At 65.3% G+C, this 26,633-nt stretch carries 27 protein-coding genes; 5 read left to right on the top strand and 22 right to left on the bottom strand.

Features of this window, described 5'->3' with window-relative positions; all coding sequences use genetic code 11:
• Positions 1 to 59: 59 nt before the first annotated feature.
• A complete protein-coding gene (locus FHT32_RS21095; protein WP_176666520.1) occupies positions 60 to 782 on the top strand; it encodes a YoaK family protein in 723 nt (240 codons plus the stop codon).
• On the opposite strand, the gene FHT32_RS21090 is transcribed toward FHT32_RS21095, so the two are convergent.
• The 10 genes from FHT32_RS21090 to FHT32_RS21045 form a co-directional block, all read right to left on the bottom strand.
• The gene (locus FHT32_RS21090; RefSeq protein ID WP_176666519.1) at positions 773 to 1,387 is read right to left on the bottom strand and encodes an antibiotic biosynthesis monooxygenase; all 615 of its coding nucleotides are present in this window, start codon (positions 1,385 to 1,387) and stop codon (positions 773 to 775) included. The two genes, FHT32_RS21095 and FHT32_RS21090, sit on opposite strands and share 10 nt — an antisense overlap.
• Positions 1,388 to 1,410: 23 nt before the next feature.
• Entirely contained in the window at positions 1,411 to 1,704 is a 294-nt protein-coding gene (locus FHT32_RS21085) for a GNAT family N-acetyltransferase (RefSeq protein ID WP_371132226.1), read from the bottom strand.
• Between the two features lie 72 nt (positions 1,705 to 1,776).
• On the bottom strand, positions 1,777 to 2,430 hold the full coding sequence (locus FHT32_RS21080; RefSeq protein ID WP_176666517.1) for an AraC family transcriptional regulator: 654 nt from the start codon (positions 2,428 to 2,430) through the stop codon (positions 1,777 to 1,779).
• 118 nt (positions 2,431 to 2,548) lie between these two features.
• Positions 2,549 to 3,124, bottom strand: a complete 576-nt coding sequence (locus FHT32_RS21075; RefSeq protein WP_176666516.1) for a Dps family protein — start codon at positions 3,122 to 3,124, stop codon at positions 2,549 to 2,551.
• A 47-nt stretch (positions 3,125 to 3,171) separates the two neighbouring features.
• On the bottom strand, positions 3,172 to 4,785 hold the full coding sequence (locus tag FHT32_RS21070; RefSeq protein WP_176666515.1) for an MFS transporter: 1,614 nt from the start codon (positions 4,783 to 4,785) through the stop codon (positions 3,172 to 3,174).
• Entirely contained in the window at positions 4,778 to 5,176 is a 399-nt protein-coding gene (locus tag FHT32_RS21065; protein ID WP_176666514.1) for a DoxX family protein, read from the bottom strand. The genes FHT32_RS21070 and FHT32_RS21065 overlap by 8 nt, the downstream gene beginning before the upstream one ends.
• Before the next feature lie 11 nt (positions 5,177 to 5,187).
• On the bottom strand, positions 5,188 to 7,083 hold the full coding sequence (locus FHT32_RS21060) for an amidohydrolase (RefSeq protein ID WP_218088321.1): 1,896 nt from the start codon (positions 7,081 to 7,083) through the stop codon (positions 5,188 to 5,190).
• Positions 7,084 to 7,187: 104 nt separating this feature from the next.
• Positions 7,188 to 7,481, bottom strand: a complete 294-nt coding sequence (locus FHT32_RS21055) for a DUF1427 family protein (RefSeq protein ID WP_176666512.1) — start codon at positions 7,479 to 7,481, stop codon at positions 7,188 to 7,190.
• Positions 7,482 to 7,506: 25 nt separating this feature from the next.
• Positions 7,507 to 8,160: a hydrolase gene (locus FHT32_RS21050; protein WP_176666511.1), complete on the bottom strand. Its 654-nt coding sequence runs from the start codon at positions 8,158 to 8,160 to the stop codon at positions 7,507 to 7,509.
• Positions 8,161 to 8,293: 133 nt separating this feature from the next.
• The gene (locus tag FHT32_RS21045) at positions 8,294 to 9,013 is read right to left on the bottom strand and encodes a pirin family protein (protein ID WP_176666510.1); all 720 of its coding nucleotides are present in this window, start codon (positions 9,011 to 9,013) and stop codon (positions 8,294 to 8,296) included.
• A gap of 179 nt (positions 9,014 to 9,192) precedes the next feature.
• On the opposite strand from FHT32_RS21045, the gene FHT32_RS21040 reads away from it, so the two are divergent.
• Positions 9,193 to 10,110, top strand: a complete 918-nt coding sequence (locus FHT32_RS21040) for a LysR family transcriptional regulator (RefSeq protein WP_176666509.1) — start codon at positions 9,193 to 9,195, stop codon at positions 10,108 to 10,110.
• A 25-nt stretch (positions 10,111 to 10,135) separates the two neighbouring features.
• On the opposite strand, the gene FHT32_RS21035 is transcribed toward FHT32_RS21040, so the two are convergent.
• Together FHT32_RS21035 and FHT32_RS21030 are read right to left on the bottom strand one after the other, a co-directional pair.
• The gene (locus FHT32_RS21035) at positions 10,136 to 11,053 is read right to left on the bottom strand and encodes an AraC family transcriptional regulator (protein ID WP_176666508.1); all 918 of its coding nucleotides are present in this window, start codon (positions 11,051 to 11,053) and stop codon (positions 10,136 to 10,138) included.
• 485 nt (positions 11,054 to 11,538) lie between these two features.
• On the bottom strand, positions 11,539 to 12,111 hold the full coding sequence (locus FHT32_RS21030; protein ID WP_176666507.1) for an XRE family transcriptional regulator: 573 nt from the start codon (positions 12,109 to 12,111) through the stop codon (positions 11,539 to 11,541).
• Between the two features lie 185 nt (positions 12,112 to 12,296).
• On the opposite strand from FHT32_RS21030, the gene FHT32_RS21025 reads away from it, so the two are divergent.
• Entirely contained in the window at positions 12,297 to 12,629 is a 333-nt protein-coding gene (locus FHT32_RS21025; RefSeq protein WP_371132224.1) for a helix-turn-helix domain-containing protein, read from the top strand.
• 344 nt (positions 12,630 to 12,973) lie between these two features.
• On the opposite strand, the gene FHT32_RS21020 is transcribed toward FHT32_RS21025, so the two are convergent.
• The 5 genes from FHT32_RS21020 to FHT32_RS21000 form a co-directional block, all read right to left on the bottom strand.
• Positions 12,974 to 13,798 (bottom strand): SDR family oxidoreductase, encoded by an 825-nt coding sequence (locus FHT32_RS21020; protein ID WP_218088319.1) that lies wholly within the window; start codon positions 13,796 to 13,798, stop codon positions 12,974 to 12,976.
• 80 nt (positions 13,799 to 13,878) lie between these two features.
• Positions 13,879 to 14,880 carry an NADP-dependent oxidoreductase gene (locus tag FHT32_RS21015; protein WP_176666505.1) on the bottom strand — a complete coding sequence of 334 codons (1,002 nt, stop codon included), beginning with the start codon at positions 14,878 to 14,880 and terminating at the stop codon, positions 13,879 to 13,881.
• 49 nt (positions 14,881 to 14,929) lie between these two features.
• Complete coding sequence (locus tag FHT32_RS21010) at positions 14,930 to 15,760, bottom strand: alpha/beta fold hydrolase (RefSeq protein ID WP_176666504.1); 831 nt, start codon at positions 15,758 to 15,760, stop codon at positions 14,930 to 14,932.
• Between the two features lie 51 nt (positions 15,761 to 15,811).
• Positions 15,812 to 16,600 (bottom strand): SDR family oxidoreductase, encoded by a 789-nt coding sequence (locus FHT32_RS21005; protein WP_176666503.1) that lies wholly within the window; start codon positions 16,598 to 16,600, stop codon positions 15,812 to 15,814.
• 57 nt (positions 16,601 to 16,657) lie between these two features.
• The gene (locus FHT32_RS21000) at positions 16,658 to 17,752 is read right to left on the bottom strand and encodes an alkene reductase (protein ID WP_176666586.1); all 1,095 of its coding nucleotides are present in this window, start codon (positions 17,750 to 17,752) and stop codon (positions 16,658 to 16,660) included.
• A gap of 189 nt (positions 17,753 to 17,941) precedes the next feature.
• On the opposite strand from FHT32_RS21000, the gene FHT32_RS20995 reads away from it, so the two are divergent.
• Both FHT32_RS20995 and FHT32_RS20990 read left to right on the top strand, forming a co-directional pair.
• Positions 17,942 to 18,547, top strand: a complete 606-nt coding sequence (locus tag FHT32_RS20995; RefSeq protein WP_176666502.1) for a TetR/AcrR family transcriptional regulator — start codon at positions 17,942 to 17,944, stop codon at positions 18,545 to 18,547.
• A 659-nt stretch (positions 18,548 to 19,206) separates the two neighbouring features.
• Positions 19,207 to 19,812, top strand: a complete 606-nt coding sequence (locus tag FHT32_RS20990) for a hypothetical protein (protein ID WP_176666501.1) — start codon at positions 19,207 to 19,209, stop codon at positions 19,810 to 19,812.
• Between the two features lie 213 nt (positions 19,813 to 20,025).
• Here FHT32_RS20990 and FHT32_RS20985 read toward each other — a convergent pair whose 3' ends face one another.
• From FHT32_RS20985 to FHT32_RS20965, 5 genes are all read right to left on the bottom strand, one after another.
• Positions 20,026 to 20,373 (bottom strand): hypothetical protein, encoded by a 348-nt coding sequence (locus FHT32_RS20985; RefSeq protein ID WP_176666500.1) that lies wholly within the window; start codon positions 20,371 to 20,373, stop codon positions 20,026 to 20,028.
• A gap of 193 nt (positions 20,374 to 20,566) precedes the next feature.
• The gene (locus FHT32_RS20980; protein WP_176666499.1) at positions 20,567 to 21,472 is read right to left on the bottom strand and encodes a LysR family transcriptional regulator; all 906 of its coding nucleotides are present in this window, start codon (positions 21,470 to 21,472) and stop codon (positions 20,567 to 20,569) included.
• Positions 21,473 to 21,510: 38 nt separating this feature from the next.
• The gene (locus tag FHT32_RS20975) at positions 21,511 to 22,317 is read right to left on the bottom strand and encodes an oxidoreductase (protein ID WP_176666498.1); all 807 of its coding nucleotides are present in this window, start codon (positions 22,315 to 22,317) and stop codon (positions 21,511 to 21,513) included.
• Between the two features lie 41 nt (positions 22,318 to 22,358).
• On the bottom strand, positions 22,359 to 25,436 hold the full coding sequence (locus FHT32_RS20970; RefSeq protein ID WP_176666585.1) for an efflux RND transporter permease subunit: 3,078 nt from the start codon (positions 25,434 to 25,436) through the stop codon (positions 22,359 to 22,361).
• 8 nt (positions 25,437 to 25,444) lie between these two features.
• A complete protein-coding gene (locus FHT32_RS20965) occupies positions 25,445 to 26,569 on the bottom strand; it encodes an efflux RND transporter periplasmic adaptor subunit (RefSeq protein WP_176666497.1) in 1,125 nt (374 codons plus the stop codon).
• Positions 26,570 to 26,633: the final 64 nt, after the last annotated feature.

The raw sequence follows: 26,633 nt of genomic DNA, 5'->3' as shown, positions 1-26,633 counted from the left end.
CAAGACGACGCGACGCACCGGGTGCACCATGGAGCCCCACCCCACGACAGGCACCTCCCATGAAACCCACCCTGCCCCAGCTCATGAGCCTCAACGGCGGCTTCGTCGACACCGCCGGCTTCCTGGCGCTGCACGGCCTGTTCACCGCGCACGTGACGGGCAATTTCGTGACCATTGGCGCGGCGCTGGTGCACGGCACCTCGGGCGCGCTCACCAAGCTGCTCGCGCTGCCCGTGTTCTGTGCGGTGGTGATGCTCGCCCGCCTGCTGAGCTACGGCCTGCCCGGCCTGGGCCTGCCGGTGCTGCGCACGATGCTGGTGCTGAAGGCCGTGCTGCTGCTGGCGGGTGGCGTGCTGGCCATCCGTTTCGGCCCCTTCGCCGACGGCGACAGCGCCATGGCGATGCTCGCGGGCCTGGTGCTGGTATCGGCCATGGCCATCCAGAACGCGGTGCACCGCATCCACCTGGGCAGCGCGCCACCCACCACGCTGATGACCGGCACGACCACGCAGGTCATGGTCGACCTGGCCGACCTGATGCGCGGCGGGCAGGCACCCGAAGAGAAGGCCGCCGCGCATGCCCGCATACGGCGCATGTCGGCCGCGGTGGCGTGGTTCGCCGCCGGCTGCGCAGCGGCGGCGCTCATCTACGCGCGCTGGGACATGTGGTGCTTTGCCGTGCCGCCGGTGCTGGCCGCACTGGCCGTCGTGCTGCAGGGCGGCACGCACGAAGGCGACGGCGTGGCGCCGCCGCCCCAGGCTGCGCTACCACGTCACTTGTAGAGCCAGCGCGCCATCAGGCGCGTATACCTCGGCATGATCAGGTACACCATCAGCCCCACGACGGCGGCCGACGCCAGCAGGTGCTCGACCCCATACAAGGACAGCACGGGCACCGGCGCGAGCAACCAGTGCAGCACCGCGGGCACCAGCATGGTCAGGGGGTAGATCACCGACAGCGTCAGCAGGAACTGCTTGTAGCGTTTGGCCGGCGGCTGCCCCGCGGGCGGGTGGAACCAGAACTCCAGGCCGCTGCGTGTCTCGACCTTTTCTTGCGCCTCCAGAAGCGGCTGCGCCTCTTCGATCAACTGGCGGCGCGCGTCCGAATCGAACCAATCCTGCGCATGCGCGAGCGAGTCGAAGCGGATGGTGATGGTGTACTGCAGGCTCCCTGCCGCCGGGTGAATCACATTGACGCCGCGGTGTCCGGGAAAGCGCGACGCAATGGGCACCACCTTCTTCAGCCATCGCTCGTAGTCGGCCACCCGCTCGCGGCGAACGGTCTGCTGGATCACGGCGGTGACGGTTTCGGCCCCGGGCGTCGCGCGCCCGGCAATCTCGTCCAGCGTGGCGGTGCGCAAGGCCGGTTGTCGGTCGTCGGTGGTCATGAATGGCGCCCTGTTCAAAGGTCTCAGAGGCCGATCAACTTGCGGCCCTCGTCGCTCAGCAGGTCGTGCGTTTCGGGGTGCGCGCGCATGTAGGCATTGAACACCGGGCACTGCGGAACCACGCGCAGTCCGCGCTCGCGCGCCGAGGCCAGGCCGGCGAGCACCAGCTGCTTGGCGATGCCCTGCCCCTGCAGGGCTTCGGGCACCAGCGTGTGAATGAACGTGATGACGCCACCCTCGAGCGAATAGATGGCGACTGCATGGTGGCCCTGCGACACGTATTCGAAGCGGTGTTTCGCCGGGTTGTCTTGAACCACGGGAGAAGCAGGAAGGGAAGGAGAGGATGAAGAAGCAGTGGTCATGAAAAGTTCTCGATAGGGGCGGTTCGATCAATGCAGGTGCTGCAGGTGCTGCAGCTGCAACGGCCAGCGGGACGCTGCGGCGGTGACGTCGTCATTGTTCCCGAACCGGTGCACCAGGTGGGCGCAGATGGCCAGCGCCAGATGCTGCTGCACGCGCGAGCCGGCGCGTTGCGGCCGCTCGAACAGGGCCAGCACGGCCGCGCCCAGGCTGCACATCACCGGGTCGACCAGCCCGGGCGCGCACGCCAGGCCGCTCACGCGCGCCATGCCCGCCGCGCGCGCCACGGCGCGCACCAGTGTGTACGGCACGTAGAACTGCAGCGCGTCTAACGGGTTGCCCAGGTAGCTCGCGACCTCGTCGCGCAGATCGACGATGCCGAGCGCGCCCGGCACATAGCCACGCACCACCGACGGCCGTCCGCGCACCCAGGTTTCGTGGTGGCGCATGCCGACAAGGTGCAGCGTGACAAGGAAGGCGTCCTCGGGCGGGATCTCCCGCTTCATGCCCAACTGGTCGGGCAGGCAGGTGATGCGCGTGACGACGAAGGGCGCCATGAAGGACTCCGCGCCGGTGGCCGGCGCGTCGAGCGCCGGCAGCATGACGAGCGAGGGCGCGGATGGCAACTCGAAGTACCGTCCCAGCAGGTCGCCGTAGGCGCCCTCGCGCGTCACGGAAAGCATCGGCCCTCGATGAGCGCCGGCGAACCGGCGTTCACGCCCGAATCCCGTTCCTTGCAGGAACGCTCGCTGCCGTCACGCAAGGCAAGGGTGGTCACAGAGGGAATAAAACGCAGGGGGCTCAGCCTTGGCGCACCGACTCGAACAGGAACCACGTACGGCGCTCGGCCTCGTCGATCCAGTTCTCCAGCACGCTGGCCGTGGCCACGTCGCCGTACTCGTCGCACACCGCGTGCGTAGCGCGCATGAAGCCGGCCAGGCGCTGGTTGTCCTCGCGCAGTTCGGCCAGCATGCCAATGGGGGTCACGAAGTCGGCGTCGTTGTCCGAGAGGCGCTGCAGGCGCACGGCATGGCCGGTGGAACGCAGCGTGGTGCCCCCCACCTTGCGCACGCGCTCGGCAATGGGGTCGACCGTGGCGAAGATCTGGTCGGCCTGCTCGTCCAGCAGCAGGTGGTAGTCGCGAAACGACGGGCCCGACATGTGCCAGTGGAAGTTCTTCGTCTTGAAATACAGCGCGAGCACGTCAGCCAGCAGCACGTTCAGCGCGGCCGAAATGTCGCGCGTGGCATCGGCGCCCAGGTCGCTCGGCGTGTGCAGCGACGCCACGCGGCGCGCCTTGGTGCTGTCGGCCAGGACCTTGACGGCCTTGGCCGTGTTTGCGGTCTTTGCAGGCTTGGTGGACTTGGATGTGGCCATGTGTCTTCCTTGGAAAGTGCTGTGTGTTGGCGAAATGCCGTGTGTCGTCAAAGGGAAAGAAAGTGATGCACCGCGGGCTTCTCAGGCCCGATGTGGAAACGCAGCGCCTCGCTCTGCAGGTCCGCGTCGGCGTGCGACACGCGGTGGTGCTGGCGCAGGTGCTCCGCCCACGACTCGACGAGGAACCACTCCATCACCCGCTCCGGGTCGGCCGTGTGCTCGTGCACGCCCCAGGCGTAGGCGCCATCGCGGCGGCGTTCGAGCGACAGGCGCTTCATCGCGGCCAGGAAGGCCTCGCGGTCCTCCTTGCGGATGCGGTACTCGACCTGGATCATCACCGGCCCGCGGTCATGCGCCACCGGCTCGGCCAGCAGCGGCTCGGGCCAGTGGTGCGAGGCCTGCAGGTCGGCCTCGCCGGCGGGCAGCCGCACGCGGTGGAAGACGACGCCCGCCACGACCAGCCCGATCGCACCGGCCACCAGCGTCATCGGCACCCCGATCTGCTGCGCCACCAGGCCCCAGCCCAGGCTGCCGGCGGCCATCGCGCCGTTGAACACCGTCAGGTACACCGCGAGCCCGCGCCCGCGCACCCAGTTCGGCAGGATCGACTGCGCCACGCTGTTGAGCGTGGTCAGCGCCACGATCCATCCCAGGCCCAGCACCAGCAGCAGCACGATCGCCAGCCACTTCGGCGGCGCGAAGACCAGGCTGCCCATCACGGCCGCCGTGAGCAGCGCGGCCAGCAGCAGCATGCCGTCGGCATCGAGCCGCGCGCGCAGGCGCGGCATCACCAATGCACCGCTGATGGCGCCCGCGCCCACCGCGCCCAGCAGCACGCCGTAGAAGCCTGCCGAGCCGCCGAGCATCTGGCGCGCCACCAGCGGCAGCAGCGCCCACACGGAACTGGCGAACAGGAAGAACACCGCCGCGCGCAGCAGCACCACGTGCAGCTCCTTGCTGGCGCGGGTGTAGCGCAGGCCCGCGCGGAAGGCGCCGAGGAAGTTCTCCGACAGCGCGGTGTCTTCGGCCGGCGGGCGCTTCCACCACAGCAGCGCCGCGATCACGAACACGTAGCTCAGCACGTCCACGCCGTAGGTCGCCGCCGCGCCGAAGCTCGCGAGGATGAGCCCCCCCGCGGCCGGCCCGATGGAGCGCGCGATGTTGATGCCCAGCGAATTCAGCGCCACGGCGCCCTTGAGGTCGGACCGAGGCACCAGCTCGGGCACGATCGACTGCCAGGTCGGGCCCATCAGCGCCGCGCCGATACCGCCCACGAAGGTCAGCGCGATCAGGTATTGCACCGTGAGCGCGCCGGTGTGCGAGAGCACCAGCAGCGTGCCGCTGACCGCCGCGAGCACCAGCTGCACGAAGATCAGGAAGCGCCGCCGGTCGAGGATGTCCGACAGCACGCCCGCCGGAATGGCCAGCAGGAAGATCGGCAGCGTGGCCGCCGTCTGGATCAGCGCCACCGCCGTCGGGCTGGCCGACAGGTCGGTCACCAGCCAGGAGCTGGCCACGTCGCGCATGAAGCTGCCGATGTTGCCCAGCACCGTGGCGGCCCAGAGCACCGCGAAGACCGGCTGGCGCAGCGGCGCGAAGGCGCCGGGCTGGTTCGGCGACGGTGGTGCCGGCGTGGTCGCGCCGTGCGAGGTGTCAGACATCTGCACGCTCCTTCAGGTCGAGCCAGGCGACGAGCAGGAAGCCACCGACCAGGCCCAGGTGCTCGAAGAAGGAGTTCGCCGCCATGAAGCGCTCCTGCCCCACGGGCATCTGCCAGAAGCGCAGCGCCACGAAGGTCGCCATCAGCGTGAAGCCGGCCAGGGCCAGCGCGCCGAGCCAGCGCAGCCGGCCCGTGAGGATGAGCGCCGAGGCGCCCAGCTCCAGCACGATCACCGCCACGGCCAGCGGGCCGGCCGGCGACAGGCCGAAGTGGTTCATCTCGGCCAGCGCCGCGTCGAAGTCCATCGCCTTGTTCAGGCCGCCCTGCAGGTAGGCCGCGCACAGCAGCAGCAAGGCGACCCAGCGCAGCACGGGGGAGGTTGTCCAGCGCATCGTCATCTTCCTCACACCGCCCAGCAGGCGCAGCCCAGCGCGCCCCAGAAGCTCTTGAGGTCGGCCACGGGCAGCTTGCTGCTCCAGGCGGTGGCGTGGCTGTGGCCGTGCACGTTGCAGTCGTTGGCGCAGCCGCAGGACATCGCTGCTTTCCTCATGACCTTCTGCAGCGGCGCCCCCTCCTTCTTGTCGGCCCAGCCGGCATAGCCGCCGAAGGTGCGCGCGGGCGACCAGTCGGGCATGGCCGGGGGCACCGAGCCCTCGTCGTGCGAGGCGAAGGGGCCGGCACCATAGACCACCTTGCCGCCCACCATCGTCAGCAGCGCGGTCGTGTCGGCGATGTCCGATTCGGGGCAGGCGAAGAAGTCGCGGTCGGGCACCACGAGGTCGGCGAGCTGGCCGGCCTGGATGCGGCCCTTCTTGCCCTCCTCGTTCGAGAACCAGGTGACGTTCTCGGTCCACATGCGCAGGGCTTGTTCGCGGTCGAGCAGGTTGCGCTGCGGCGTGATCTGCAGGCCACCCACCGTCTTGCCCGTGACCAGCCACGACAGCGACACCCACGGGTTGTACGAGGCCACGCGGGTCGCGTCGGTGCCGGCCGAGACCTTCAGGCCGCGCTCCAGCATGCGCCTGACCGGCGGCGTGGCCTCTGCGGCGGCTGCGCCGTAGCGCTCCACGAAGTATTCGCCCTGGTAGGCCATGCGGTGCTGCACCGCCACGCCGCCGCCCAGTGCGGCGATGCGGTCCATCGACTTCTCGGAAATGGTCTCGGCATGGTCGAAGAACCAGTTCAGGCCGGCCAGCGGGGTGTCCTTGTTGACCTTCTCGAACACGTCGAGCGAACGGCTGATGGTCTCGTCGTAGGTCGCGTGCATGCGCCAGGGCCAGCGGTTCTGCGCCAGGATGCGCACCACGCCTTCGAGGTCGCCTTCCATCTCGGGTGCCATGTCGGGGCGCGGCTGGCGGAAGTCCTCGAAGTCGGCGGCCGAGAACACCAGCATCTCGCCGGCGCCGTTGTGGCGGAAGTAGTCGTCGCCCTGCTTGTACTTGGAGTTGGCGGTCCAGTTCAGGAAGTCTTCCTTCTCCTGCTTGGGCTTCTGCGTGAACAGGTTGTAGGCCAGGCGGATGGTGAGCTGGCCGTCGTCGGCGAGCTTCTGGATCACTTCGTAGTCGTCGGGGTAGTTCTGGTTGCCGCCGCCCGCGTCAATGGCACCGGTCACGCCCAGGCGGTTGAGCTCGCGCATGAAGTGGCGCGTGGAATTGAGCTGGTAATCGAAGGGCAGCTTCGGGCCCTTGGCCAGCGTGGCGTAGAGGATGGCCGCGTTGGGCTTGGCCAGCAGCAGGCCGGTGGGGTTGCCGGCGCTGTCGCGCACGATCTCGCCGCCGGGGGGCGCGGGCGTGTCCTTGGTGTAGCCCACGGCGCGCAATGCGGCGCCGTTGAGCAGCGCGCGGTCGTACAGGTGCAGGATGAACACGGGCGTGTCGGGCGCGACCGCGTTCAGCTCGGCGATGGTCGGCAGGCGCTTCTCGGCGAACTGGTGCTCGGTGAAGCCGCCCACCACGCGCACCCACTGCGGCGCGGGCGTGATCGCCACCTGGCGCTTGAGCATGTTCATGGCGTCGGCCAGGCTCCTCACGCCGTCCCAGCGCAGCTCCATGTTGAAGTTCAGGCCGCCGCGGATGATGTGCAGGTGGTTGTCGATGAGCCCCGGCAGCACGCGCTTGCCCTGCAGGTCGATCACGCGGGTGGCGCCGCCGGCCAGCGGCAGCACGTCTTCGGCGCGGCCCACGCGCGTGAAGCGGCCGTCCTTGATGGCCACGGCGTCAGCCACCGGGTTGGCGCGGTCCAGCGTGGTGAAGCGGCCGTTGTGCAGGATCAGGTCGGGGGTTTCGGTGGTAGTGGACATGTTGTCGGAGAAGGATGCGACCGCAAGGCCGGGAGCTGCGAGGGTGGCGCCGAGCGCTCCGAGAGAGCCAAGGAGCCGGCGGCGGTTGGAATCTGCGGATGATTTCATGCGTCGTGCCTGCCGCGGGACGGTGCCTCCGCCTTGTTCGCCGCCGTGGGCTGTGCGCACGTCGGCAGTTCGCCGAACACGTGCGGCTTGACCTGGTGGTGCAGCCACGAGGTGGCCACCGCATCGGGCTTGATCACGCTCTTGATGAGCGGCGGGATCTGCTCGCCGAGCAGGATCCCCAGAAGCCCCACCAGGGCGATGACTGGCGGCGCCGGCGAGCGCACCTGGAAGAGCGCGTAGATCACGCCGACCAGGAGGCCGAGCGCGAGCGAGAGGACATAGGGCTTCATGATCTCGTCGGCCTCAGTGTTGTGATCAACCTTCGTGCGCGCCGAACATGGTCTTGGCGTAGGTCACGCCCAGGCCGTAGGCGCCGCCGACCTTCTTCGCGATGCCGGTGGTCAGCTCGTAGGTCTCGCCGCGGGCCCAGTCGCGCTGCAGCTCCAGCAGGTACTGCAGCGAGGTCATCGGCTGCGCGCCGGCCTGCACCATGCGCTCCATCGCGCGGTTGTGCGCCTCGCTCGAGACGTCGCCGCAGGCATCGGCGATCACGTACACCTCGAAGCCCTGGTCGAGTGCCGACAGCGCCGGGCCCACGATGCACACGCTGGTCCACAGGCCCGCCAGCACGATGCGCGGCTTGCCGATCTGGTTCACGCGCTCGATCACGGCAGCGTCTTCCCAGGTGTTCATCGAGGTGCGGTCGAGCATCTTCTGGCCCGGGAAGGCGTCGGTGATCTCGCTGAACATCGGGCCCGAGAAGCTCTTCTCGGCCACCGTCGTGAGGATGGTCGACACGCCGAAGCCGGCCGCCGCCTGCGCCACCAGCGCGGCGTTGTTGCGCAGGTTCACGGCGTCGATGGAGTGCGTGGCGAAGGCCATCTGCGACTGGAAGTCGATCATCACGAGCGTGTGATCGGTGGGCTTGAGCAGCTTGGAACCGGCGGTGGGGGTGGCTTTGATGGACATGAAATGACTCCGTGATGAGGTAGATGAGAGATGGAAAAAGTGGGGGTCGCCCCGTCGAGCGCATCCTCGCTGCAGCGGGGGGTGCGTGTCTTGTCGATTAATGAGGCCGTTTGGACATTTGCCGTCGCGGCGCTCAGAGCACGGGCAGCTCGTTCGGGCGCAGGTCGAACACCAGGACCTCGGCGCCTTCGCCACGAGCCAGCGCGAGCTGGCGCTCATCGCGCACCCGCGCACCGTCGCCTTCGTTCAGGCGCTGGCCGTTGAGCTCCACGCTGCCGCGGGCCACGTGCACATAGGCATGGCGGTCGGCGTCGAGCGTGAGCGTGGCCTGCTCGGCGCCATCGAACAGCCCGGCGTAGACGCGGGCGTCCTGGTGCACCGCGAGCGAGCCGCCGGTGCCTTCCGGCGAAATGATCAGGCGCAGGCGCCCGCGCTTTTCTTCAGGTGCGAAGTGCACCTGCTGGTAGCGCGGCGCCACGCCCTTCTTGTCCGGCACGATCCAGATCTGCAGGAAGTGCAGCGCATCGGTGGCCGAGGAGTTGAACTCGCTGTGGCGCACGCCCGTGCCGGCACTCATCATCTGCACGTCGCCCGGGCGGATGATCGAGCCCGTGCCCATCGAGTCCTTGTGCTCGAGCGCGCCGTCCAGCACGTAAGAAAAGATCTCCATGTCGCGGTGCGGATGGGTGCCGAAGCCGCGGCCGGGCGTGACGCGATCGTCGTTGATCACCAGCAGGTCGGAGAAGCCTTCCTGCTCGGGATCGTGGTAGTGGCCGAACGAGAAGGTATGGCGGGACTTGAGCCAGCCGAAGTCGGCGAGGCCGCGGTCGTTGGCGCCGCGAATTTCCAGCATGATTCACTCCTTGGCAAGGGTTTGAATTCGATTGAATTCACAATTGGCGTCGGAGGTATTTCCGAGGCATGGGATGAATCATCCGGCTTTGCGTGGGGTCTTTTGGCGAAACCTTTTGCCGTTTATCATCGGATTTTTCGAACATTGATTCGAGCCCCTTTTCCTGCAGGAAGCACCGCATGCTCAAGCTCAGCCTGGAAGCCATCGAGGTGGTCGATGCCATCGACCGCCACGGCTCGTTCGCAGCCGCCGCCGCGCGCCTGAACAAGGTGCCCTCCACCATCTCCTATGCGGTAGGCAAGCTCGAGGAGCAGCTGGGCATGCGGCTCTTCGAGCGCAACGGACCGCGTATTGCGCTTACCGCTGCTGGCAGCGAGATGCTCAAGGAGGGGCGCTGGCTGCTCGGTGCCGCCAACGATCTCGAATCGCGCATGCGGCAGATCGCCACCGGCTACGAGTCGGAGGTCCGCCTGGTGCACGACTCGCTCATTCCCACGAACGCGCTCATCGACGACATCCGCGCCTTCGAGGACCTGCGCTGCGGCACACGGCTGCGCATCGGCTGCGAGGCGCTCACCGGCAGCTGGGAGGCGCTGCGCGAGGGGCGTGCCGACATCGTCATCGCGGCGGGCGACGGCCCGGCCGGCGGCGGCTACCAGGCCGTGACCGTGGGCAGCCTCGATTTCGCCTTCTGCGTGGCGCCTTCGCACCCGCTCGCGCGCCTGGGCCGCCCGCTGCAGCGCGGCGACCTGCTGGAGTGCAACGCCATCGTGGTGGGCGACAGCGCCCGCACGCTCTCGGAGCGCACCGTCGGCCTGCTGGCCGGCCAGCCGCGCATCACCGTGCCCTCGATGCCCGCGAAGATCGCCTGCCAGGTCGCCGGCCTCGGCCACGGCTTCCTGCCACGTGCCTGCGTCATGGACGAGCTGAAGCGCGGCACGCTGGTCGAACTGCCGACGGAAGAGCAGCGCCCGCCCGAGGCCTTCTGGCTGGCCTGGAAAACCGGCGCGCAGGGGCGAGCGCTGCGATGGTGGGTGAGCCAACTGAGCAGGCAATTGGTGCCCGCCCTCCTGCCGCGCTCGACATCGATACGGTGAGCAGCAATACGAAGCGGTGTGCCGATCAACCGGAGCTCAGACGACGCCAGCGGGCCGGAGAGGTTCCGATATGCGCGGAGAACACACGGGTCAGATGGCTCTGATCGGCGAAGCCGCAGGTCGCAGCGATCTCCGAGATGGGAAGTTCAAGCTGGCGCAGCAGGCGGCACGCGGCATCGATGCGCTGCGTCACCAGCCATGCATGTGGCGCCTGGCCCGTCGTCTGCTTGAAGGCCTTGCTGAAATGGCTGCGCGACAATGCGCACTCGCGCGCCACGTCCGCCAGCGATACATCACCAGCCAAGTGCTCCATCAGGAAGGCCTTGGCGCGGCGCTCCTGCCAAGGCGCCAAGCCCCGTGAACCGGCATTGGCCGTGCCCGCAACACCGCCATAGGCATGCAGCACATGAGCCTTCAATGCCAACGTGAGGTGATCGACAAACAGCGTGCTCGCATCGCCAGGCTCCTTCAACACCGGCAACATCGCACGGCCAAGGCTCGCCACCACCGTGTCGACCGTGCCTGCGTCACAACGCAACGCGCCGACACGGGGCATGTCCATCTCTTCCGAGAACGCGTCGAGGGCTTCGCGCGGCACGTGGAACAGCACCGAATGGAATGGACTGCATACATAGGCAGCGCTGCATTCGGACAGGTCGGCGATGCGAAAGGCCCCTTCCTGCTGCAAACCCAACCGCAGCATGGTGCCACCGCTGGAGATCCCCCGACAGCCGCCCGACGCGATTTCCACGCTGAGCAGGAAAGCATCTTCCGTCGGCAACGGCGGCAGCACAAAAAGATGCGGAAGCTCGTGGCACATGTACGCAATGCCGAGTTGCGAGCCCCAACGCGACGTGGCGACAAGCGACGGGACGCCGTCGACGCCGTACTGTTGCGCCAAGCGCTGACCGAAACGATTGTCAGAGCAATGGGTGATCGGCATCTGTGAGCAAGAGGGTGTGGTACCTGTCCTGGCGAGAGCGGGTATCTTAATTCGCGGCGTACCACTCGCATCGAATCTCGGCCGACGCGGAACAACGACACCTGGGATGCGTTGTAGAAACGAGGTCATATCCCACCGCCAGCCAGATCTTGGAGGTAGGCGCACACAGCATCGCCCTCTCGCCCCGGCGCACCACATCCATGCCGCCGCGCCAGCGAAACCGACCACCGGAGGAGGCCCTCTCCGCCCCACGGCCATCCCCCGCAGCCAGCAGATCCGACCAGCGCACCACCGGAACCGAGATCCGCGGCAACGAAGAAGTCGCATGTATGACAAACCGTTCTGCAAGCGCACCCGGGCTCGTCAACCGAGAGAACCTCCAGCGCCGCACTCGCCTCGACACCGGGTTCTCGCGTACTGCAACTGACAAACAAAAAGAAGAAAGAAGGGCGCGTGCCAAAGACAGCCGATCCGCCTCTACCGCCTCACTCCCTGAGCGTGAAGACCACCGAGAGGTACGACACCGGCCCCGAATGGATCGCCTCGATCCCATGCAGCGCCGTCGCATCGAACAGCAGCGTGTCCCCTGCCCTCACCTCCACCGCCTTCGCGCCGTAGCGGTAGGTCACCGCCCCGGACAGGAAGTACAGGAACTTGAGCCCCGGATGCTGGAAGGTCACGTACGGCCCCGCCTCCGGCAACAACGTCACGAGGTAAGGCTCCACAAAGAGGTTGCCGGACAGCGAGTGCCCCAGCAACTCGTAGCGGTAGCCCGCCACGGCCCCGATGCGGTCGACCGCCAGCCCCTGCCCTGCCCGCACATGGCAGAAGTCCGTGCGCCGCGCCTGGTCCCCGAAGAAGCGTGAGACCGGCACGTGCAACCCCTGCGCGAGCCGCTCCAGCGTCTCCACCGAAGGTGAGACCAGCCCCCGCTCGATGCGCGAGAGCATCGAGGCCGAGATCTCCGACGCCAAGGCTAACTGACCCGCAGACCGCCCCGCCGCCATGCGCAGCGCCCTCACCTGCGCGCCGATGCGCGCGGCGGACAAGCTGCGCACGACAGGCGCAGGTCGCCGGGACCGCACACGCGTCACCGAGACCGGCAAACGCAGCGGGCGGGCTGTCGGCAAGGGAGAAGCAAGCGTTCGATGCGTCACGAGTAGCAGCCTGGCGTCGATATGACTCACCCAAATTCTACGTTAAACGTAGAGACGCGTGAAGCCAATCTTACGACTATCGTAGAGTGAAATCTGGCCCATCCCCGTCTCGCTCCGTCTTTGGCGCTCGTTTGCGACTTGCCAGGCTGGCGGTCGGGTTGCCACAAGACAAACTCGGCGTGAAGGCAGGGCTTGACGAAGGGACAGCAAGCGCACGCATCTCTCGGTACGAGAGCGGAATACACGAGCCGAACGTTTCGTTTGCGAATCGACTGGCAGAGGAGCTTGGTGTGCCGCTTGCCTATTTCTATGCAGCCGATGACGACCTGGCCAAACTTATCCTCTGGTTCGGGCAGTTGGACACGAAACAGCGGAAGTCACTCCTCGAATACGCCAGCCGGCTCAAATCGGCCGTTTAGGATTCGAGTGGAATCGAGAGTCGCAGGACTCGGTCTCAGGAGTACTCGAGAAATGAAGAGCCAAACCCGGCTTGCGTTCTCGATACGCGCAAATCGCAGCGGCGACAACCCAATACATCTACTCACAAGGATGCCCCCCGCTGCAGAGACATGGCAGTCATGCTCATCGCGCGTAAACGTTTTAAAGCCTCCAATGCCTGCTTCGCAGGGCGGATTCAACCGGCCGGTCGCCGATTCACCTCTTATGACCGCTTCAGCCTGGGCCACTGACTGACGACAGCGCTCGGTGGACGGAGCCGTGACAGCCTGGGCTTCGACCACGGGAAGAGGCTCAGTCGCCTCTCTCAAATCCCTCTTCGTGCCGGCAGCTCGAACCGCGGCTTGCCAAGCACTTGGGTTGCCACGCGCGAGGCAAACCGCCGCGTCAAGAAGCGCACGCCGAAGCACGACACCTTGTTGAAGAAGCCGGGCACAACCGTGCGCTTGCCGCGCAGCATCGCGCGGATCGCGGCGTGCGCGACGAACTCCGCGCTTTTCGTCGACGCATTCGCGATCCACGAGTAGTCACCTCCGCCGGACGCGGCATGAAACGCGGTTTCGGTGCCACCAGGGCAGATGCAGGTCACTGAAAGCGGCGTGCCACGGTGCTCGTCATGGAGGGCTTCGCTGAAGTTTCGAACGAACGCCTTCGACGCGGCGTACAGCGCCATGTTCGGTACTGACTGGTAGGCACCGGTCGACGCGATGTTCACGATGTTCGCGGGTTGGGTACTTGTCTTGTGCGCATCGACGAAACACCGCGTGAGAGCGACCAGCGAAGTCATGTTGAGCTGAATGAGTTCCGCATCGCGTGCCCAATCGACCTCGTCGAACCGGCGGAAGTAGCCGAATCCGGCGTTGTTGATCAGGATGTCGATCGGACCTCCAGCGATCGTGGCCTCCCACAGTGCGCGCGCTGCATCGGGCTTGCCGAGATCCGCGGTGACAATCTCGACCTTCACGCCCTCACAACTCGCGGCGACCGCATCGAGCGCATCGCGGCGCCTTGCCGTCAGCACAAGATCAACGCCGAGCGCCGCGAGCTCACGCGCGATGGCCGCGCCTATGCCACCGGACGCGCCGGTCACCAGGGCGCGCCTGCGCGTGTCAGTGCTCGTGGATGGACTCAAGATCGTTCTCCTATCTCCTGAACATGCGGACCGTGCGATGGCCAGGGCTTGATCGAAGGCATGGCACAGGCATGCGGCCGCTACGCCACTTGCACCACGGCCTTGCCTTTGGCGCGGCCACTGTCGACATAAGCGAGGGCCTGGCGGGTGTCCTGGAAGGGGAATACTTTGTCGACGACCGGTTGGATGGCACCCGATTCGATGAGGCTCGTGATCTCGCGCAATTGCGGCCCATCGGCCCGCATGAAGACGAAGGTGTATTGCACCCTCTTCTTCTTTGCCTTCGTTCTGATGCCGGAGCTCAGCAGCCGCAGCACTTGCCTGAGCGGCCAGGCCAGCCCTCGCGCGAGGCCGAACGCCGGGGTGGGCGGTCCCGAGATGGAGACAAGGTGTCCGCCCGGCTTGAGAACCTCGAGGGATTTGAGCAGCTCGCCGCTTCCGAGGCTGTTCAGCACGACGTCGTAGTCACGCAGCACTGTGGCGAAGTCCTGCTGCTTGTAATCGATGACGACGTCCGCGCCCAACGCCTTCACCCATGCGATGTTGGCGCTGCTGGTGGTCGTGGCCACGAACGCGCCCAGATGCTTCGCGAGCTGGATGGCGATCGTGCCGACGCCCCCGGAGCCTGCATGAATGAAGACCTTCTGTCCCTTTTTTAGCTTGGCGGTTTCGACCAGCACCTGCCAGGCGGTCAGGGCCACCAGAGGAACGGAGGCGGCTTCGACCATGCTGAGATTCGTGGGCTTGAGCGCCAGTGACGATTCCTTGACGGCAATGAACTCTGCAAAGGTACCAATGCGGTCATCGTCGGGGCGCGCATAGACCTCGTCGCCAGGTTCGAAGCTGCGAACGCGAGCACCGACCCGAACCACCGTGCCGGCCACGTCATTGCCCAGGATCAGGGGAAGGCGGTAGGGAAGGATCAGTTTGAATTCGCCGCTTCTGATCTTCGAGTCCAGCGCATTGATGCTCGCCGCGTGGATCCGGACCAGGACGTCGTCGTCCCGCACCACGGGTTCGGGCACTTCGCCGATGCGGCCGACTTCCTTCTTTCCGTAACGATCAATGATGAAAGCTTGCATAGAAATTTTCTGAGTTCTTGGTTGAAGTCGGTCGCGAAAAAGCCGCCATTCAGTCATTGAGGAAAGCGAGGGCCTTGGGCACGAATTCGCCGTGGTACTGGAAGATCCCGCCATGCCCGGCGTCCCTGTAGATGACCAGTTGCGAGCCGGGAATGCGACGCGCCATGTCATGGCTGTTCGCGGTCGGCACCATGATGTCGTTGTCGCCATTGGCGATCAGCACAGGGATTCGGATGCCTCCCAGATCCTGGGGCGCCTGCCGGCCCCAAGCCTGGATCGCCTTCAGCTGCCGCAGGAAGGCCCTGGGCGTCGGCCCTTTGTCCCGACCCGTCTTGCGCTCCGCCAGTCGCTTCAGGAAGTCCTTCGCGGCTTGCCGGCCGTTGTCTGTGGAGGTGAAAAACAGGTAGGTCTTGGGATCACGCCGTGTCAACAAGCCCTTGACGATCAACGGCCAGGAAACCGCTCCCACCTTGTCGATGCCTGTGCCACCTGCGGGCCCCGTCCCGGTCAGGATGAGGCGTCGCACGAGGCCAGGAGCTTTCAGCACGATGTCCTGCGCCACGAACCCTCCGAGAGAGAAGCCGAGCAGATCGACCTTCTCGAAATCCAGTGCGTGGACCAGCGCGATCGCATCCCGTGCCATCGCATCGATGGTGACTGGCGCGGTTCCGCCCGAAGCGCCGATTCCGCGGTAGTCGATGGCAATGACACGATGCCTGCGGGAAAGCCCGTCGACGATGCGAGGGTCGAAATTGTCGAGAACCGCGCCCCAGTGGTTGAGCAGTACCAGCGGCACGCCACCGCGCGGCCCGAGATCGCGGTACGCGAATGCAGTCCCATCGAGATCGATCGATCGAGTGGAGGTGTCAATGTAGGACATGTACGATCCGCGGTCTTTTCGACCGCGTTGCAGTCTGGATTTCTCGTGACTTCAGGCGACGGGACGATAGCGCGCTGCCACATGCGCCTGCCGGATGTCCGCGATCAGTGTCTGCCGGGCGGCGTTCAGTGCGTCCCAGCGAGCAGCCTCGTGCAGGGGCGGGATGGTCACGAGTTCCCGGCGGTCGAATCCGACCAGCGCGGCATCTACCAGTTCATCCACTCCCATCAGATCGGGCATCGCATTGACATCGATGCCCGCGCGCTCCCATATTTCGGTACGGGTTCCGGCAGGCAAGACCGCCTGCACGTAGACCCCTTTGGGCGCGAGCTCCAGGCTCAGTCCTTGTGAAAGGAAGAGCACGAAGGCCTTGGTCGCACCGTAGACCGACATGCCGAACTCGGGCGCCAGGCCCACCACCGAGCCGATGTTGACGATCGCGCCCTTGCCGGCGTGCACCAGGCGCGGAGCGATGGCGCTGGCCAGCCTGACCAATGCGGTGGTGTTGAGAGCGACAAGGCGGGTCACATCGTCTGTCGATTGGTCGACGAAGCGACCGGACAGCGCCGCTCCGGCGTTGTTGATCAGGGTTTCGATCCTGGCGTCCTCGCGCAGGCGCGCCTCGACGGCGTCCAGGTCGCCGGGTTGGGTCAGATCGGCCGGAAGGACTTCGACGGCGGCGCCGGTCTCCGCTCGCAGGCGCGCTGCGAGCGATTCCAGACGTGCTTTGTCTCGCGCCACCAGCACAAGGCTGTGCCCGCGACGTGCGAAGCGTTCGGCGTAGGCGGCGCCAATGCCAGTTGAGGCGCCGGTGATGAGAACTGTGGAATGGGTGGTCATGGTTGGGTCTGGATCAAAAAAATGGGCCGATACGCGATATGCAGCATGGGAAAGTGACTAGCGGGCGCTGGAACCTGCGAAGGTCGGATAGTCGGTGTAGCCCTTGGCGCCACCGCCGTAGAGCGTGGCGGGATCCAGCGCGGCCAAGGGGGCACCGACCCGCAGCCGTTCGACCAGATCGGGGTTGCTGATGAAGGGGCGGCCGAAGACGAACAGGTCGGCTTTGCCTTGCAACAGCCTTGTGTTGGCCAACTCGAGGTCATAGCCGTTGTTGGCCAGGTACGTGTGCTTGAAGCGGCTGCGCAAGGCATCGAAATCAAACGGCGCGACATCGCGTGGACCACCCGTCGCGCCTTCGACCACATGCAGGTACACGATGCCCAGCGCACTGAGTTGCTCGGCGATGTAGTCGTACTGCGGCTGCGGGTCGCTGCAGGAAATGGCGCCAGCGGGCGACACCGGCGAGAGGCGCACTCCAGTGCGTTCAGCACCGATCTCCTTAGCGACGGCAGCCGTGACCTCGAGCAACAGACGCGCACGGTTCTCGATGGAGCCGCCGTATGCGTCTGTCCGGGTGTTGGCGCTGTCTTTGATGAACTGCTCCAGCAGGTAGCCGTTGGCACCATGGACCTCGACGCCGTCAAACCCCGCAGTGATCGCGTGGGCTGCGGCCTGGCGGAAATCCTCGACGATGCCTGGAATCTCTTCCAGCGTCAGGGCACGTGGCTCGGAGACATCGTGAAAGCCGTTGTTGACGAAAGTCTTGGTTGCAGCGCGGATCGCAGATGGCGCCACGGGGGCGGTGCCGCCGGGCCGCAGGTCAACGTGCGAGATGCGCCCCACGTGCCACAGCTGGACGAAGATCCGCCCGCCCTTGGCGTGAACGGCATCGGTCACTTTGCGCCAGCCGTCGATCTGTTGCTGCGTGTAGAGACCCGGCGTGTCCTGGTAGCCCTGCGCATCGGCCGAAACCTGGGTGGCCTCGGAAATGATCAGGCCAGCCGAGGCACGTTGACTGTAGTAGTCGGCCGCGTGTTCGCTGGGGACCAGGCCCGAGCCCGCACGGTTGCGGGTCAGCGGCGCCATCACGATGCGGTTGGACAGTTTGAGCGGGCCGAGTGTGTAGGGCTCAAAAAGCGTTTTATCAGTCAGGTCGTTCTCGCCGTTTGCCTCGACGAAGCGGGTGGGGGTCAGGTGGGTATCGCTCATGTCCAGAAGCCTTTCAAGCTGATCTGGCTCAATGATGTCGATCATCATCTTTATTGTCAATGGTTTTGATGATAGTCAACATCAATGTATAGTCGAGGCCTTCTTTGATGGGACTTCTAGAGAGATCCGGACATGAAGGTCACTAAAGCTCAGGCCCAGGCGAATCGGGCACATATCGTCGAGACGGCCTCCACGCTGTTTCGCGAGCGTGGCTATGACGGCGTGGGGATTGCGGACTTGATGGCAGTCGCCGGGTTTACCCACGGCGGGTTCTACAAGCACTTCGGATCCAAGGCCGACCTGCTCGCGGAAGCAGCGACCTGTGGTTTTGCGCAGTCGGCAGCGAAAGCCGAGGGGGCCGATGCGGCAGAAGTCGTCAAGCAATACCTGTCTCGGAAGCATCGCGACGCTCGAAGCGAAGGTTGCACGATGGCCGCGCTAAGCGGAGATGCTGCACGTCAGCCGGCGTCGATCAAGGCGGCTTTTGCGGACGGCGTGGAAAGCCTGCTCGATACCCTGGCAAACCAGCACGGCGCCCCTGAGGGCGGGAAAGAGGAAGGCGACCTTCGCGCCAGGCGCATCGATGTTCTTGCGCAATTGATCGGGGCCATCGTGCTGTCGCGGGCGTGTCCTGATGACTCACCCCTCGCCGATGAAATTCTGGATGTCTGCCGCACCTCAGTGCTGTCGAGGCTTTCCTCTCCGACTGGTGGCTCATCCCCTGCCCAGGCCAGCTAGTCCCATTTCTTGCACACGCTGAAAGAGGGGATGCGGATCAGGCCTCGGACAGGTTCCATGCCGCTGGTCCAAGGCTCTCTCGGCGTTCGGCAGCGCTGAGAGAACTGAGCGAGATCTCGCAGTTCAAGTTTTCCGCCGCATCCCGGTTCAACTTCCGGTCGACACCACCCCTTCCGGTTCGAAAGCGATGTGGTGTCCGAATGTCAAATCACGTGCCCCGAGGCCTCACTAGAGTGCCTGCCAAAGCGTCGGAAAGCGAGTTGCTCCCACCGCGGATCGCCCAAGAAGCCCCAGCCACAAATGAAACGACCACACGGCATAGCCATCGGCGCTCTTGCAATTGCCTTGCTCTACGGAGGAGCCGCCAATGCCTCTCCACCGGTGCAATCTTCGACAGCGACACGTTCCTCGTGCGGGATGAACTTCAGGTGGTTGAATAACGCCGGCTTCGAGCTTGAGCTTCGCGGCGAAGCTGCACGTGCTCATCGAGCACGAACCATACGTTCAGCTGCGCTGAGCGGCTGCTTCGTATGCGACCAGTTGTCCCACCTGGACCACGTCGCAGCCTTTCGCCTCGCAGGCTAGACTTCAGCTGCCGGCCGGGAACTGACTTTCAGATTGGCCGTTCAGTCGCCACGAGATGACATCGAGAGGGATAAATGAAGACGAGTCAGACCGCCTTGGCATACGCGTTGGACGGGCACGATGACGGCTCGTACATGCTGGGGAACGAGACGTACAAGCCCGATCCTGAGAATAGCGAGTGGCGTTTCGGGAGCATGGGGCAACCGCATCCGGCCACGTGCCGGGGATGCGGCGGTAAGCTGGAATCCGACTACACCAATCCCGGGTATCGCGTGAGAAAGCGTCGCAGAGACATCACGGCTACTCATGACGGCTATCTCCTGGTCTCGGCGCACCTGCGCAAGGTGCTCCAAGAGTCGGGTGCCACGAGAGAGGATTTTGTTGCACTACCGGCCGACCCAGACTACTTCTGGCTACGTCCCCAAATGACACTGCCATACTCTGCAGCTGAACGTGCAAGACGTTGTTCGTCCTGCGGCCGATTTGCCGATGAAGTCGTTCCCATCCCGCTGTTCTTGAGGGAACTCGTTCAGCCCCTCGCTGCAGGGGTGTATCGCTCGTGCCTCGAGTTTGGCTCAGCACCTCTGAAGGCGTTTCAGGTCGTCATCGGGGTGCGTACCGCACTGACGATCCAATCAAACTCCTTGGTGGGTATCGAACTCGAGCAACTTTGTGCGTAGCTGTCCCTGCGCCCCGGCCGCCGGCTCGCGCTCTGGCGCCGAGGCCGAGCAGCGGGCCCTGTTGGCTCGCAGCCATGCGTCCACCTTGGGTGCCGGCAAAAGCGCGGTGGCCATCACCCGCTCGATGAATGTCCCGTACTTGATGGCACCGATGAGGTCCGCGCCTGTCTCCGTCGGGATCTTGATGCCTACGACATCGGCGCCATCGAGCGTTCACTTTGCAGCATTGACTTGCCGCGGCTGATTCACATACTGGGAGGGAATAGCGTCTCTGTAGTAGGCCTTTCCGGTGAGATTCTGATTTGCCGAATGCGCCTCTTTGACTGCTTCGGCATTGACGGTTTCCCGGGACTTCGAATACCCGAGCGGCGCAATGACTCCGCTGGATGCAGCCTCCCGATAAGGGTCTTCCTTTTGCGTGGCGACCGCAGCCTCTGCATCGACTTCCGCCCGAGAGCGAACGCCGGAGCTCTGGAGTACGCCGTCGTAAACCTCCGCCTGGGCAGTTGACGCAAACATGAGGGCAAGAATCGCGCTCTGAGCAATTTGAAACTTCTTCATGGGGGTCCTTGAAAATTGTCGGCCAGTACTTCCTCGACTCAAACTTTCATCAATCTGAAAGTTGTCGTCCGGGGAACGCAATTTTCTGGTGCTTGGTTACCGTCTGAGTACGAGTACGCAGCAACGCCGCGTTTTCAAAGAGGAAACCTCATCCCTCTTCGCCTGGCATGTCGAGCAGGTCGGCCGCTCTCGCTCAAGCACCGCGAGCATTCTTGAGAGCCTTGATCCGGCCCTCAAGAAAACTCAGGAAGGCGCGCTGTACGGCCGTACTGTGCCGCCTCTGCAAGTAGACAGCCGACAACCACATGTCGCTGCGAACGAAGTCCGACAACACCGGCACCAGCCGTCCGCTCTCGATGTAAGGCGCCAGCATCGCCGTAGGCAAGTAGAGAACCCCCGCGCCCAATAGCGCGGCCTGGATCAGCGGCGCCGCCTCCGTTGCATTCAGGCGTCCGCTCACGGGAACATCCAATGGAGCACCGCCCACTTCGAAACGCCACTTTGGTTGAGGGTTCAGATGTGTGCTGACCAGCGCGTTGTGACCCGCAAGTTCTGCGGGGTGAACTGGCATGCCGTGCGCTGCCCAGTACATTGGCGCCGCACAAACGCTCAAGTCCATCGCAAGCAGTTTTCGAACAATGAGGTTCTCATTGGCCGTCGGCGCAAACCGCAGTGCGATGTCAATGCCGTCCTCCGCCAGGTCTACGATCCGGTTGGTCAGAACCATGTCGATGCTGACTTCCGGATAGTGACCCAGGAAGGTATTGATGAGCGCTGGAAGCTGCGTCTGGTCTATGCCATGCGGCGCAGAGATGCGCAGACGTCCTCGGGGAGTCAACGCCCGATTCTGGAGTTCTGCTTGAGTTTCCTCCACCAGCTCCAGCATTGGCTTGCTTCTTTCGAGCAGCAACACGCCGGCGTCCGTCAGACTGACAGCGTGGCTGGTGCGATTCAGTAGGCGGACACCGAAGCGACTTTCCAGCGTCGCGATGTACTTGCTGACGGTTCCTCTGGACAGCTTCAGCTGACTCGCGGCGCGGGAGAAGCTGCCGGAGCCTGCAACTTCGCTGAAGGTTCTCAAGAGATCCAGGCTATCCAAGGGTTTCTCCTGGCTGTGCGAACCACAAGACGGACTCTTCAGGTGAGGCCGAGTTTCTTCCTGAGGCTTGCATCGACGGGCCCCGCGGGCATGAAGCGACGCAGCTTCGTCAAGAGCGACGCCAGCCCTGGCGGCGTGCGGCGCATGCGCCAGGGGCCGAGCGCCGCCTCGACGATGGTGTTGGCCACGCTCTGCGGCGGCGGCGCGTTGTTGACGCTGTCGGCCACCGAACGCTCGACCAGGTCGCGTTCGCGGTCGTAGTCCCCGATCGGCGCCTTGGCTCGGGGCGCGTTGGCGTCGAGGTTGGTCCGGGTGAACGCCGGCTGCACCAGCGTCACACGAACGCCGAACTGGCGCACCTCATGGTCCAGCGACTCCGAGAGCCCCTCGACCGCGTGCTTGGTGGCCGCATACATGCCCATGTAAGGCGCCGGCAGCACGCCGAACAGCGAGCTCACGTTGACGATCCGCCCTCGATGCTGCTTGCGCATGTAGGGGAGAACGGCACGCGTGACACGCAGCACGCCGAAGACGTTGGTGTCGAACAGCGCCGCGGCCTCGGCCGTCGCTGTCTCCTCCACCGCGCCGAGCATCATCATTCCCGCGTTGTTGACCAGCACATCGATGCGCAGGCCCTGCTCGATGATGGCGTCGATGCCAGCCTGCACCGACTCCTCCTCCCGGACGTCCATTTCGACAAACTCGACACCGGGCACCACGGGCGCCTTGCGCAGGTCGCGCACGGTGCCGAACACCCGGCAGCCTCGCGCGGCGAAGACTTCCGCAGCGACGCGTCCGATGCCCGACGACGCGCCGGTCACGACGACAACCGATGAAACCGACATGATGTTTTCCTTCGATCTGAATGAATTGGTGAAGAGCGTTGTCAATGTGGCGCGGGATTGCCGTCGCCCGGCCTGATCCTGAACCAGATGGAATACATGGCCGGCAGAAACACCAGGGTCAGAACCGTGCCCGCCAAGGTGCCACCGATCAGCGTGTAGGCGAGCGCTCCCCAAAACACCGAATGGGTCAAGGGGATGAAGGCCAGGATCGCAGCCAGCGCCGTCAGGATCACCGGCCGCGCGCGCTGCACCGTCGCTTCGACGACCGAATGGAACGGGTCGAGCCCCTCCTGCTGGTTATGGTGGATCTGCCCGATCAGGATCAGCGTGTTGCGCATCAGGATGCCCGACAGCGCCACAAGGCCGACCAGCGCATTGATACCGAACGGCGCCTGGAAAAGAATCAGCGTCGGCACCACGCCGATCAGGCCCAGCGGACTCGTCAGGAAGACCATGACCATCGCCGACATGGAGCGCACCTGGAAGATGATGAGCAGCAGTGTGGCCGCCAGCATGATCGGGAAAAGCGGCAACATGGCCTTGGTTGCTTTTTCCGATTCCTCGATGGAGCCGGCCTGATCGATGCGATAGCCGCCCGGCAGCTTGTCGACGAGGGGCTGCAGCTGATGGGTGATGGCCGTCGATACGTCCGGCGGCTGCAGGCCATCGGCGATATCGCCGTGTACGGTGATCGTAGGCATGCGGTCGCGCCGGCGCATGACGGGTTCTTCCATGCGTATGTCGACCTCACCCACCTGCGACAGCGGGATGCGTTGCCCGTTGGCACCGGACAGCGTGAAGTCCGCAATTCGCGCAGGGTCGAGGCGGGTGACGCCAGCCGAACGCGCCACAACCTGCACCGTGCGAATGTCCTCGCGCACGGTGGTGACCGGCACGCCGCTCAGGAAGAACTGCAACTGCTGCGCCACCGCGGTGGAGGTCAGCCCCACGGCCTGCAACCGATCCTGGTGCAAGGTGAAGTGCAGCGTGGGCGTGCGCGTACCCCAGTCGGAGTTGACCGTGCGCATCATCGGACTCGCATCCATGACCTTCTGGACCTCGGCCGCAATCTCGCGCAACTTCTGCGGATCCGGCCCCGTGACCCGGTAGGCGACAGGAAACGGCGAATACGGGCCGAAGACGAGTTGGGTGACGCGCACCCGCGCCTCGGAAGCCAGCCCGTCGGCGATCGCCTGGCGCAGCCGGTGCTTCAAAGCCTCACGCTCTTCCTGGCTGGCCGTGCGAACCACGATCTTGGCGAACGACGGATCGGGAAGCTCCGGCCCCATCGCGAAGAAGAAGCGCGGCGCGCCCTGCCCGATGTAGGCCGTGACGATATGGGCTTCCTCTTGCTTGGCCAGCCAGGCCTCCACCTTCGCCGCGGCGTCGCTGGTCTGCGCGATCGACGTGCCATACGGCATCTGCACCTCGACCAGCACCTCGGGGCGATCGGAGATCGGGAAGAACTGTTTCTTGACCAGCCCCATGCCAAGAATCGCCGCCACGAAAAGGCCCACCACTGCACCGGCGACCAGCCACTTGCGCGCAATGACGCGCCCCAGCACCCCGCGCAGGCGGTTGTAGCGCGGCGTGTCGTAGATCGCGGCATGGCCACCTTCGACCTTCTTGAAATCGGGCAGCAACTTGACGCCCAGGTAGGGAGTGAACACCACCGCGACGACCCAGGACGCGATCAGCGCGATGCCGACGATCCAGAACATGTTGCTGGTGTACTCGCCCGCGGTCGATGGCGCGAAGCCATTGGGCATGAAGCCGACGGCCGTGACCAGCGTGCCCGAAAGCATCGGCGCCGCGGTATGGCTCCAGGCGTACGCCGAGGCTGCGACGCGGCTGTAGCCCTCTTCCATCTTCACCACCATCATCTCGATGGCGATGATCGCGTCGTCCACCAGCAGGCCCAGCGCAAGGATCAGCGACCCGAGCGTGATGCGATCGAAGTTCTTGCCGGTCGCGGCCATCACCACGAAGACAATCGCCAATGTCAGCGGCACGGCGGCGGCAACCACCAGGCCCGCGCGCCAGCCCATGCTCAGGAAACTCACGAGCATCACCACCAGCAGTGCGGCGAAGAACTTGACCATGAACTCGTCGACCGAGGCGGCGATGTTGACGGCCTGGTCCGTGACCTTGGCCAGGCTCATGCCCAACGGCTGCTCGGCATTGATCGCTGCGACCTCGTGGTCCAGCGCCTTGCCCAGGTCAAGGCCGTTCCAGCCTTCTCGCATGACGACGCCCAGCAGCAGGGTCGGCTCGCCACCGTTGCGGATCATGAAGGTCGCCGGGTCTTCATAGCCGCGCTTGACCGTGGCGATGTCCGACAGCTTCAGGGTGCGGCCCTGCGCCACAACCGGCGTGTCCCGGATCTTCTGCAGTTCATCGAAAGAGCCGTCCAGGCGGATGAACACCTGGGGTCCCTTGGTTTCGACGGAGCCCGCCGGCGTCAGGGCATTCTGGCCATTGAGCGCACCGAACACGTCCTGCGGACCAATGCCCAAGGTTGCCAGGCGCTCGTGCGAGAACTCAACATAGATGCGTTCGGATTGCTCGCCGGCGATGTTGACCTTCTTGACGCCTGGCACATGCAGGAGGCGCTGACGCAACGTCTCGGCGTCGCGCACCAGCAGGCGCGGCGCTTCGCCCTTGGCCTTGAGCGCGTACAGCGCAAAGGTGACGTCCGCGTATTCGTCATTGATCATCGGCCCGATCACACCGGCTGGAAGGGTTCCCGCCTCGTCGCCGAGTTTCTTGCGGGCCTGGTAGAACTGCTCCTGCACCTGCGAAGGTGGCGTGCTGTCGAGCAGGGTCAGGGTCGTGAAGGCCAGCCCGGGCCTGGTGTAGGTCTCGGTGCGGTCGTAGTAGCGCAACTCCTGCAGGCGCTTCTCGAGTTTCTCCGCGACCTGATCCTGCATCTCCTGCGCGGTGGCGCCGGGCCAGGCAGTGATGATGGTCATCACCTTGACGGTGAAGGCGGGATCTTCCGCCCGGCCCAGCTTGAAGAACGCAACAAGACCCGCCAGCGAGATCAGGCAGATCAGGAACAGGGTGATGGAGCGCTCGCGCACAGCGAGCGCCGACAGGTTGAATCGGCCTTCGCTCACCGACGCGCTCACGGACGCACTCCCGGCTTTGCCGCATCAACGGCAACGACCTGGTCCGCCACCCGCACCTGCTCGCCCTCGTGCAACAGGTGGGCGCCGAGCGCGACGATCCTGTCGCCTTGCTTGAGTTGGCCGGCGGCGATGCGTGCGCCGTCGTCATCCAGGTGCTCGACCACGACCGACCGCCAGTTGACCTTGGCCGGCTCGCCGCCGATGACCCACACGCCTGGTCCCTTGCCAGCATCGAACAGGGCGCCGATCGGCACCTGTACGCTCCCTTGCGCAGAGGAAAGCCCGTCCGGAACCCGGATCGTGACCGTGGCGCCGAGCGGCGCATTGGCAAGATCGCCCTTGAGCACATAGCGCGCCTCGAAGGTGCGCGTCTGTCGATCCGCGGCCTCCGAGAGCTGCCGCAGCGTGGTCGGCACGGTCGCACCCTCCTTGCCGAAAAGCGTGGCCTGTCCGGCGGAACCGACCGCCGGGCGCAGGGTTTCTGGCAGCTGGACAACGGCTTCGCGCGGACCGGCGCGGGCCACGCGCACCACGACCTGCCCCGCGCTCACGACCTGGCCGGGTTCGGCCAGCGTTTCCATGACAACGCCATCGCCGTCCGCCACGAGCTCGGCATAGCGACTCGCGTTGCGGGCCACGTCGGCCTGAGCCTCGGCCGCGCTGAGTTGGGCTTTGGCGGCATCCGCGGCCGCCTTGATCTGGTCGTAGGCCGATGCCGAGATTGCACCGGTGCCGCGCAGATCGCGGTAGCGGGCTTCATCCTCCGCCGCCTGCTGCGAGCGCGCCCGCGCGGCGGCGACCGCCTCCAGCTGCGCATGGGCTGCGAGCTTCAGATCGGCAGGATCGATGCGCATGAGCAATTGGCCGCGCTTGACGGCCTGCCCCGCGTCCACCAGCCGGTCCAGCACCTTGCCGGAAACCCGGAATCCCAAGTCACTCTGGACCCGGGCGGCTACGGTGCCGGTGAAGGCGCGCGATGTGACACCAGCCCCTTGGACGGTGGCGATGCGCACCTGCGGCGCCTGGGTGCGCGGATCGGACGGCGATTTTTCGCCGCAAGCGACCAGCGCGAACGGCAATGCGCAGATGACTGCAGAGGTGGCAAGGCGGCGCCAAAGCATGAGGGTCCCAGTGACGAAGTGATCAGGACCCGCATTCTGAGACCAGTGACTATTTCAGTCAATG

The organism is Variovorax sp. SG517 (assembly GCF_013376045.1).
In the GTDB taxonomy this organism is placed as follows: domain Bacteria; phylum Pseudomonadota; class Gammaproteobacteria; order Burkholderiales; family Burkholderiaceae_C; genus Variovorax.
This window is presented reverse-complemented; position numbering and strand designations above follow the sequence as displayed.

Excerpts from the sequence above, each read along its gene's own strand:
- FHT32_RS21095 (WP_176666520.1), top strand. The coding sequence starts at position 60 with ATGAAACCCACCCTGCCCCAGCTCATGAGCCTCAACGGCGGCTTCGTC.
- FHT32_RS21090 (WP_176666519.1), bottom strand. The coding sequence starts at position 1,387 with ATGACCACCGACGACCGACAACCGGCCTTGCGCACCGCCACGCTGGAC.
- FHT32_RS21080 (WP_176666517.1), bottom strand. The coding sequence starts at position 2,430 with ATGCTTTCCGTGACGCGCGAGGGCGCCTACGGCGACCTGCTGGGACGG.
- FHT32_RS21075 (WP_176666516.1), bottom strand. The coding sequence starts at position 3,124 with ATGGCCACATCCAAGTCCACCAAGCCTGCAAAGACCGCAAACACGGCC.
- FHT32_RS21070 (WP_176666515.1), bottom strand. The coding sequence starts at position 4,785 with ATGTCTGACACCTCGCACGGCGCGACCACGCCGGCACCACCGTCGCCG.
- FHT32_RS21065 (WP_176666514.1), bottom strand. The coding sequence starts at position 5,176 with ATGCGCTGGACAACCTCCCCCGTGCTGCGCTGGGTCGCCTTGCTGCTG.
- FHT32_RS21060 (WP_218088321.1), bottom strand. The coding sequence starts at position 7,083 with ATGTCCACTACCACCGAAACCCCCGACCTGATCCTGCACAACGGCCGC.
- FHT32_RS21055 (WP_176666512.1), bottom strand. The coding sequence starts at position 7,481 with ATGAAGCCCTATGTCCTCTCGCTCGCGCTCGGCCTCCTGGTCGGCGTG.
- FHT32_RS21050 (WP_176666511.1), bottom strand. The coding sequence starts at position 8,160 with ATGTCCATCAAAGCCACCCCCACCGCCGGTTCCAAGCTGCTCAAGCCC.
- FHT32_RS21045 (WP_176666510.1), bottom strand. The coding sequence starts at position 9,013 with ATGCTGGAAATTCGCGGCGCCAACGACCGCGGCCTCGCCGACTTCGGC.
- FHT32_RS21040 (WP_176666509.1), top strand. The coding sequence starts at position 9,193 with ATGCTCAAGCTCAGCCTGGAAGCCATCGAGGTGGTCGATGCCATCGAC.
- FHT32_RS21035 (WP_176666508.1), bottom strand. The coding sequence starts at position 11,053 with ATGCCGATCACCCATTGCTCTGACAATCGTTTCGGTCAGCGCTTGGCG.
- FHT32_RS21015 (WP_176666505.1), bottom strand. The coding sequence starts at position 14,880 with ATGCAAGCTTTCATCATTGATCGTTACGGAAAGAAGGAAGTCGGCCGC.
- FHT32_RS21010 (WP_176666504.1), bottom strand. The coding sequence starts at position 15,760 with ATGTCCTACATTGACACCTCCACTCGATCGATCGATCTCGATGGGACT.
- FHT32_RS21005 (WP_176666503.1), bottom strand. The coding sequence starts at position 16,600 with ATGACCACCCATTCCACAGTTCTCATCACCGGCGCCTCAACTGGCATT.
- FHT32_RS20995 (WP_176666502.1), top strand. The coding sequence starts at position 17,942 with ATGAAGGTCACTAAAGCTCAGGCCCAGGCGAATCGGGCACATATCGTC.
- FHT32_RS20990 (WP_176666501.1), top strand. The coding sequence starts at position 19,207 with ATGAAGACGAGTCAGACCGCCTTGGCATACGCGTTGGACGGGCACGAT.
- FHT32_RS20985 (WP_176666500.1), bottom strand. The coding sequence starts at position 20,373 with ATGAAGAAGTTTCAAATTGCTCAGAGCGCGATTCTTGCCCTCATGTTT.
- FHT32_RS20975 (WP_176666498.1), bottom strand. The coding sequence starts at position 22,317 with ATGTCGGTTTCATCGGTTGTCGTCGTGACCGGCGCGTCGTCGGGCATC.
- FHT32_RS20965 (WP_176666497.1), bottom strand. The coding sequence starts at position 26,569 with ATGCTTTGGCGCCGCCTTGCCACCTCTGCAGTCATCTGCGCATTGCCG.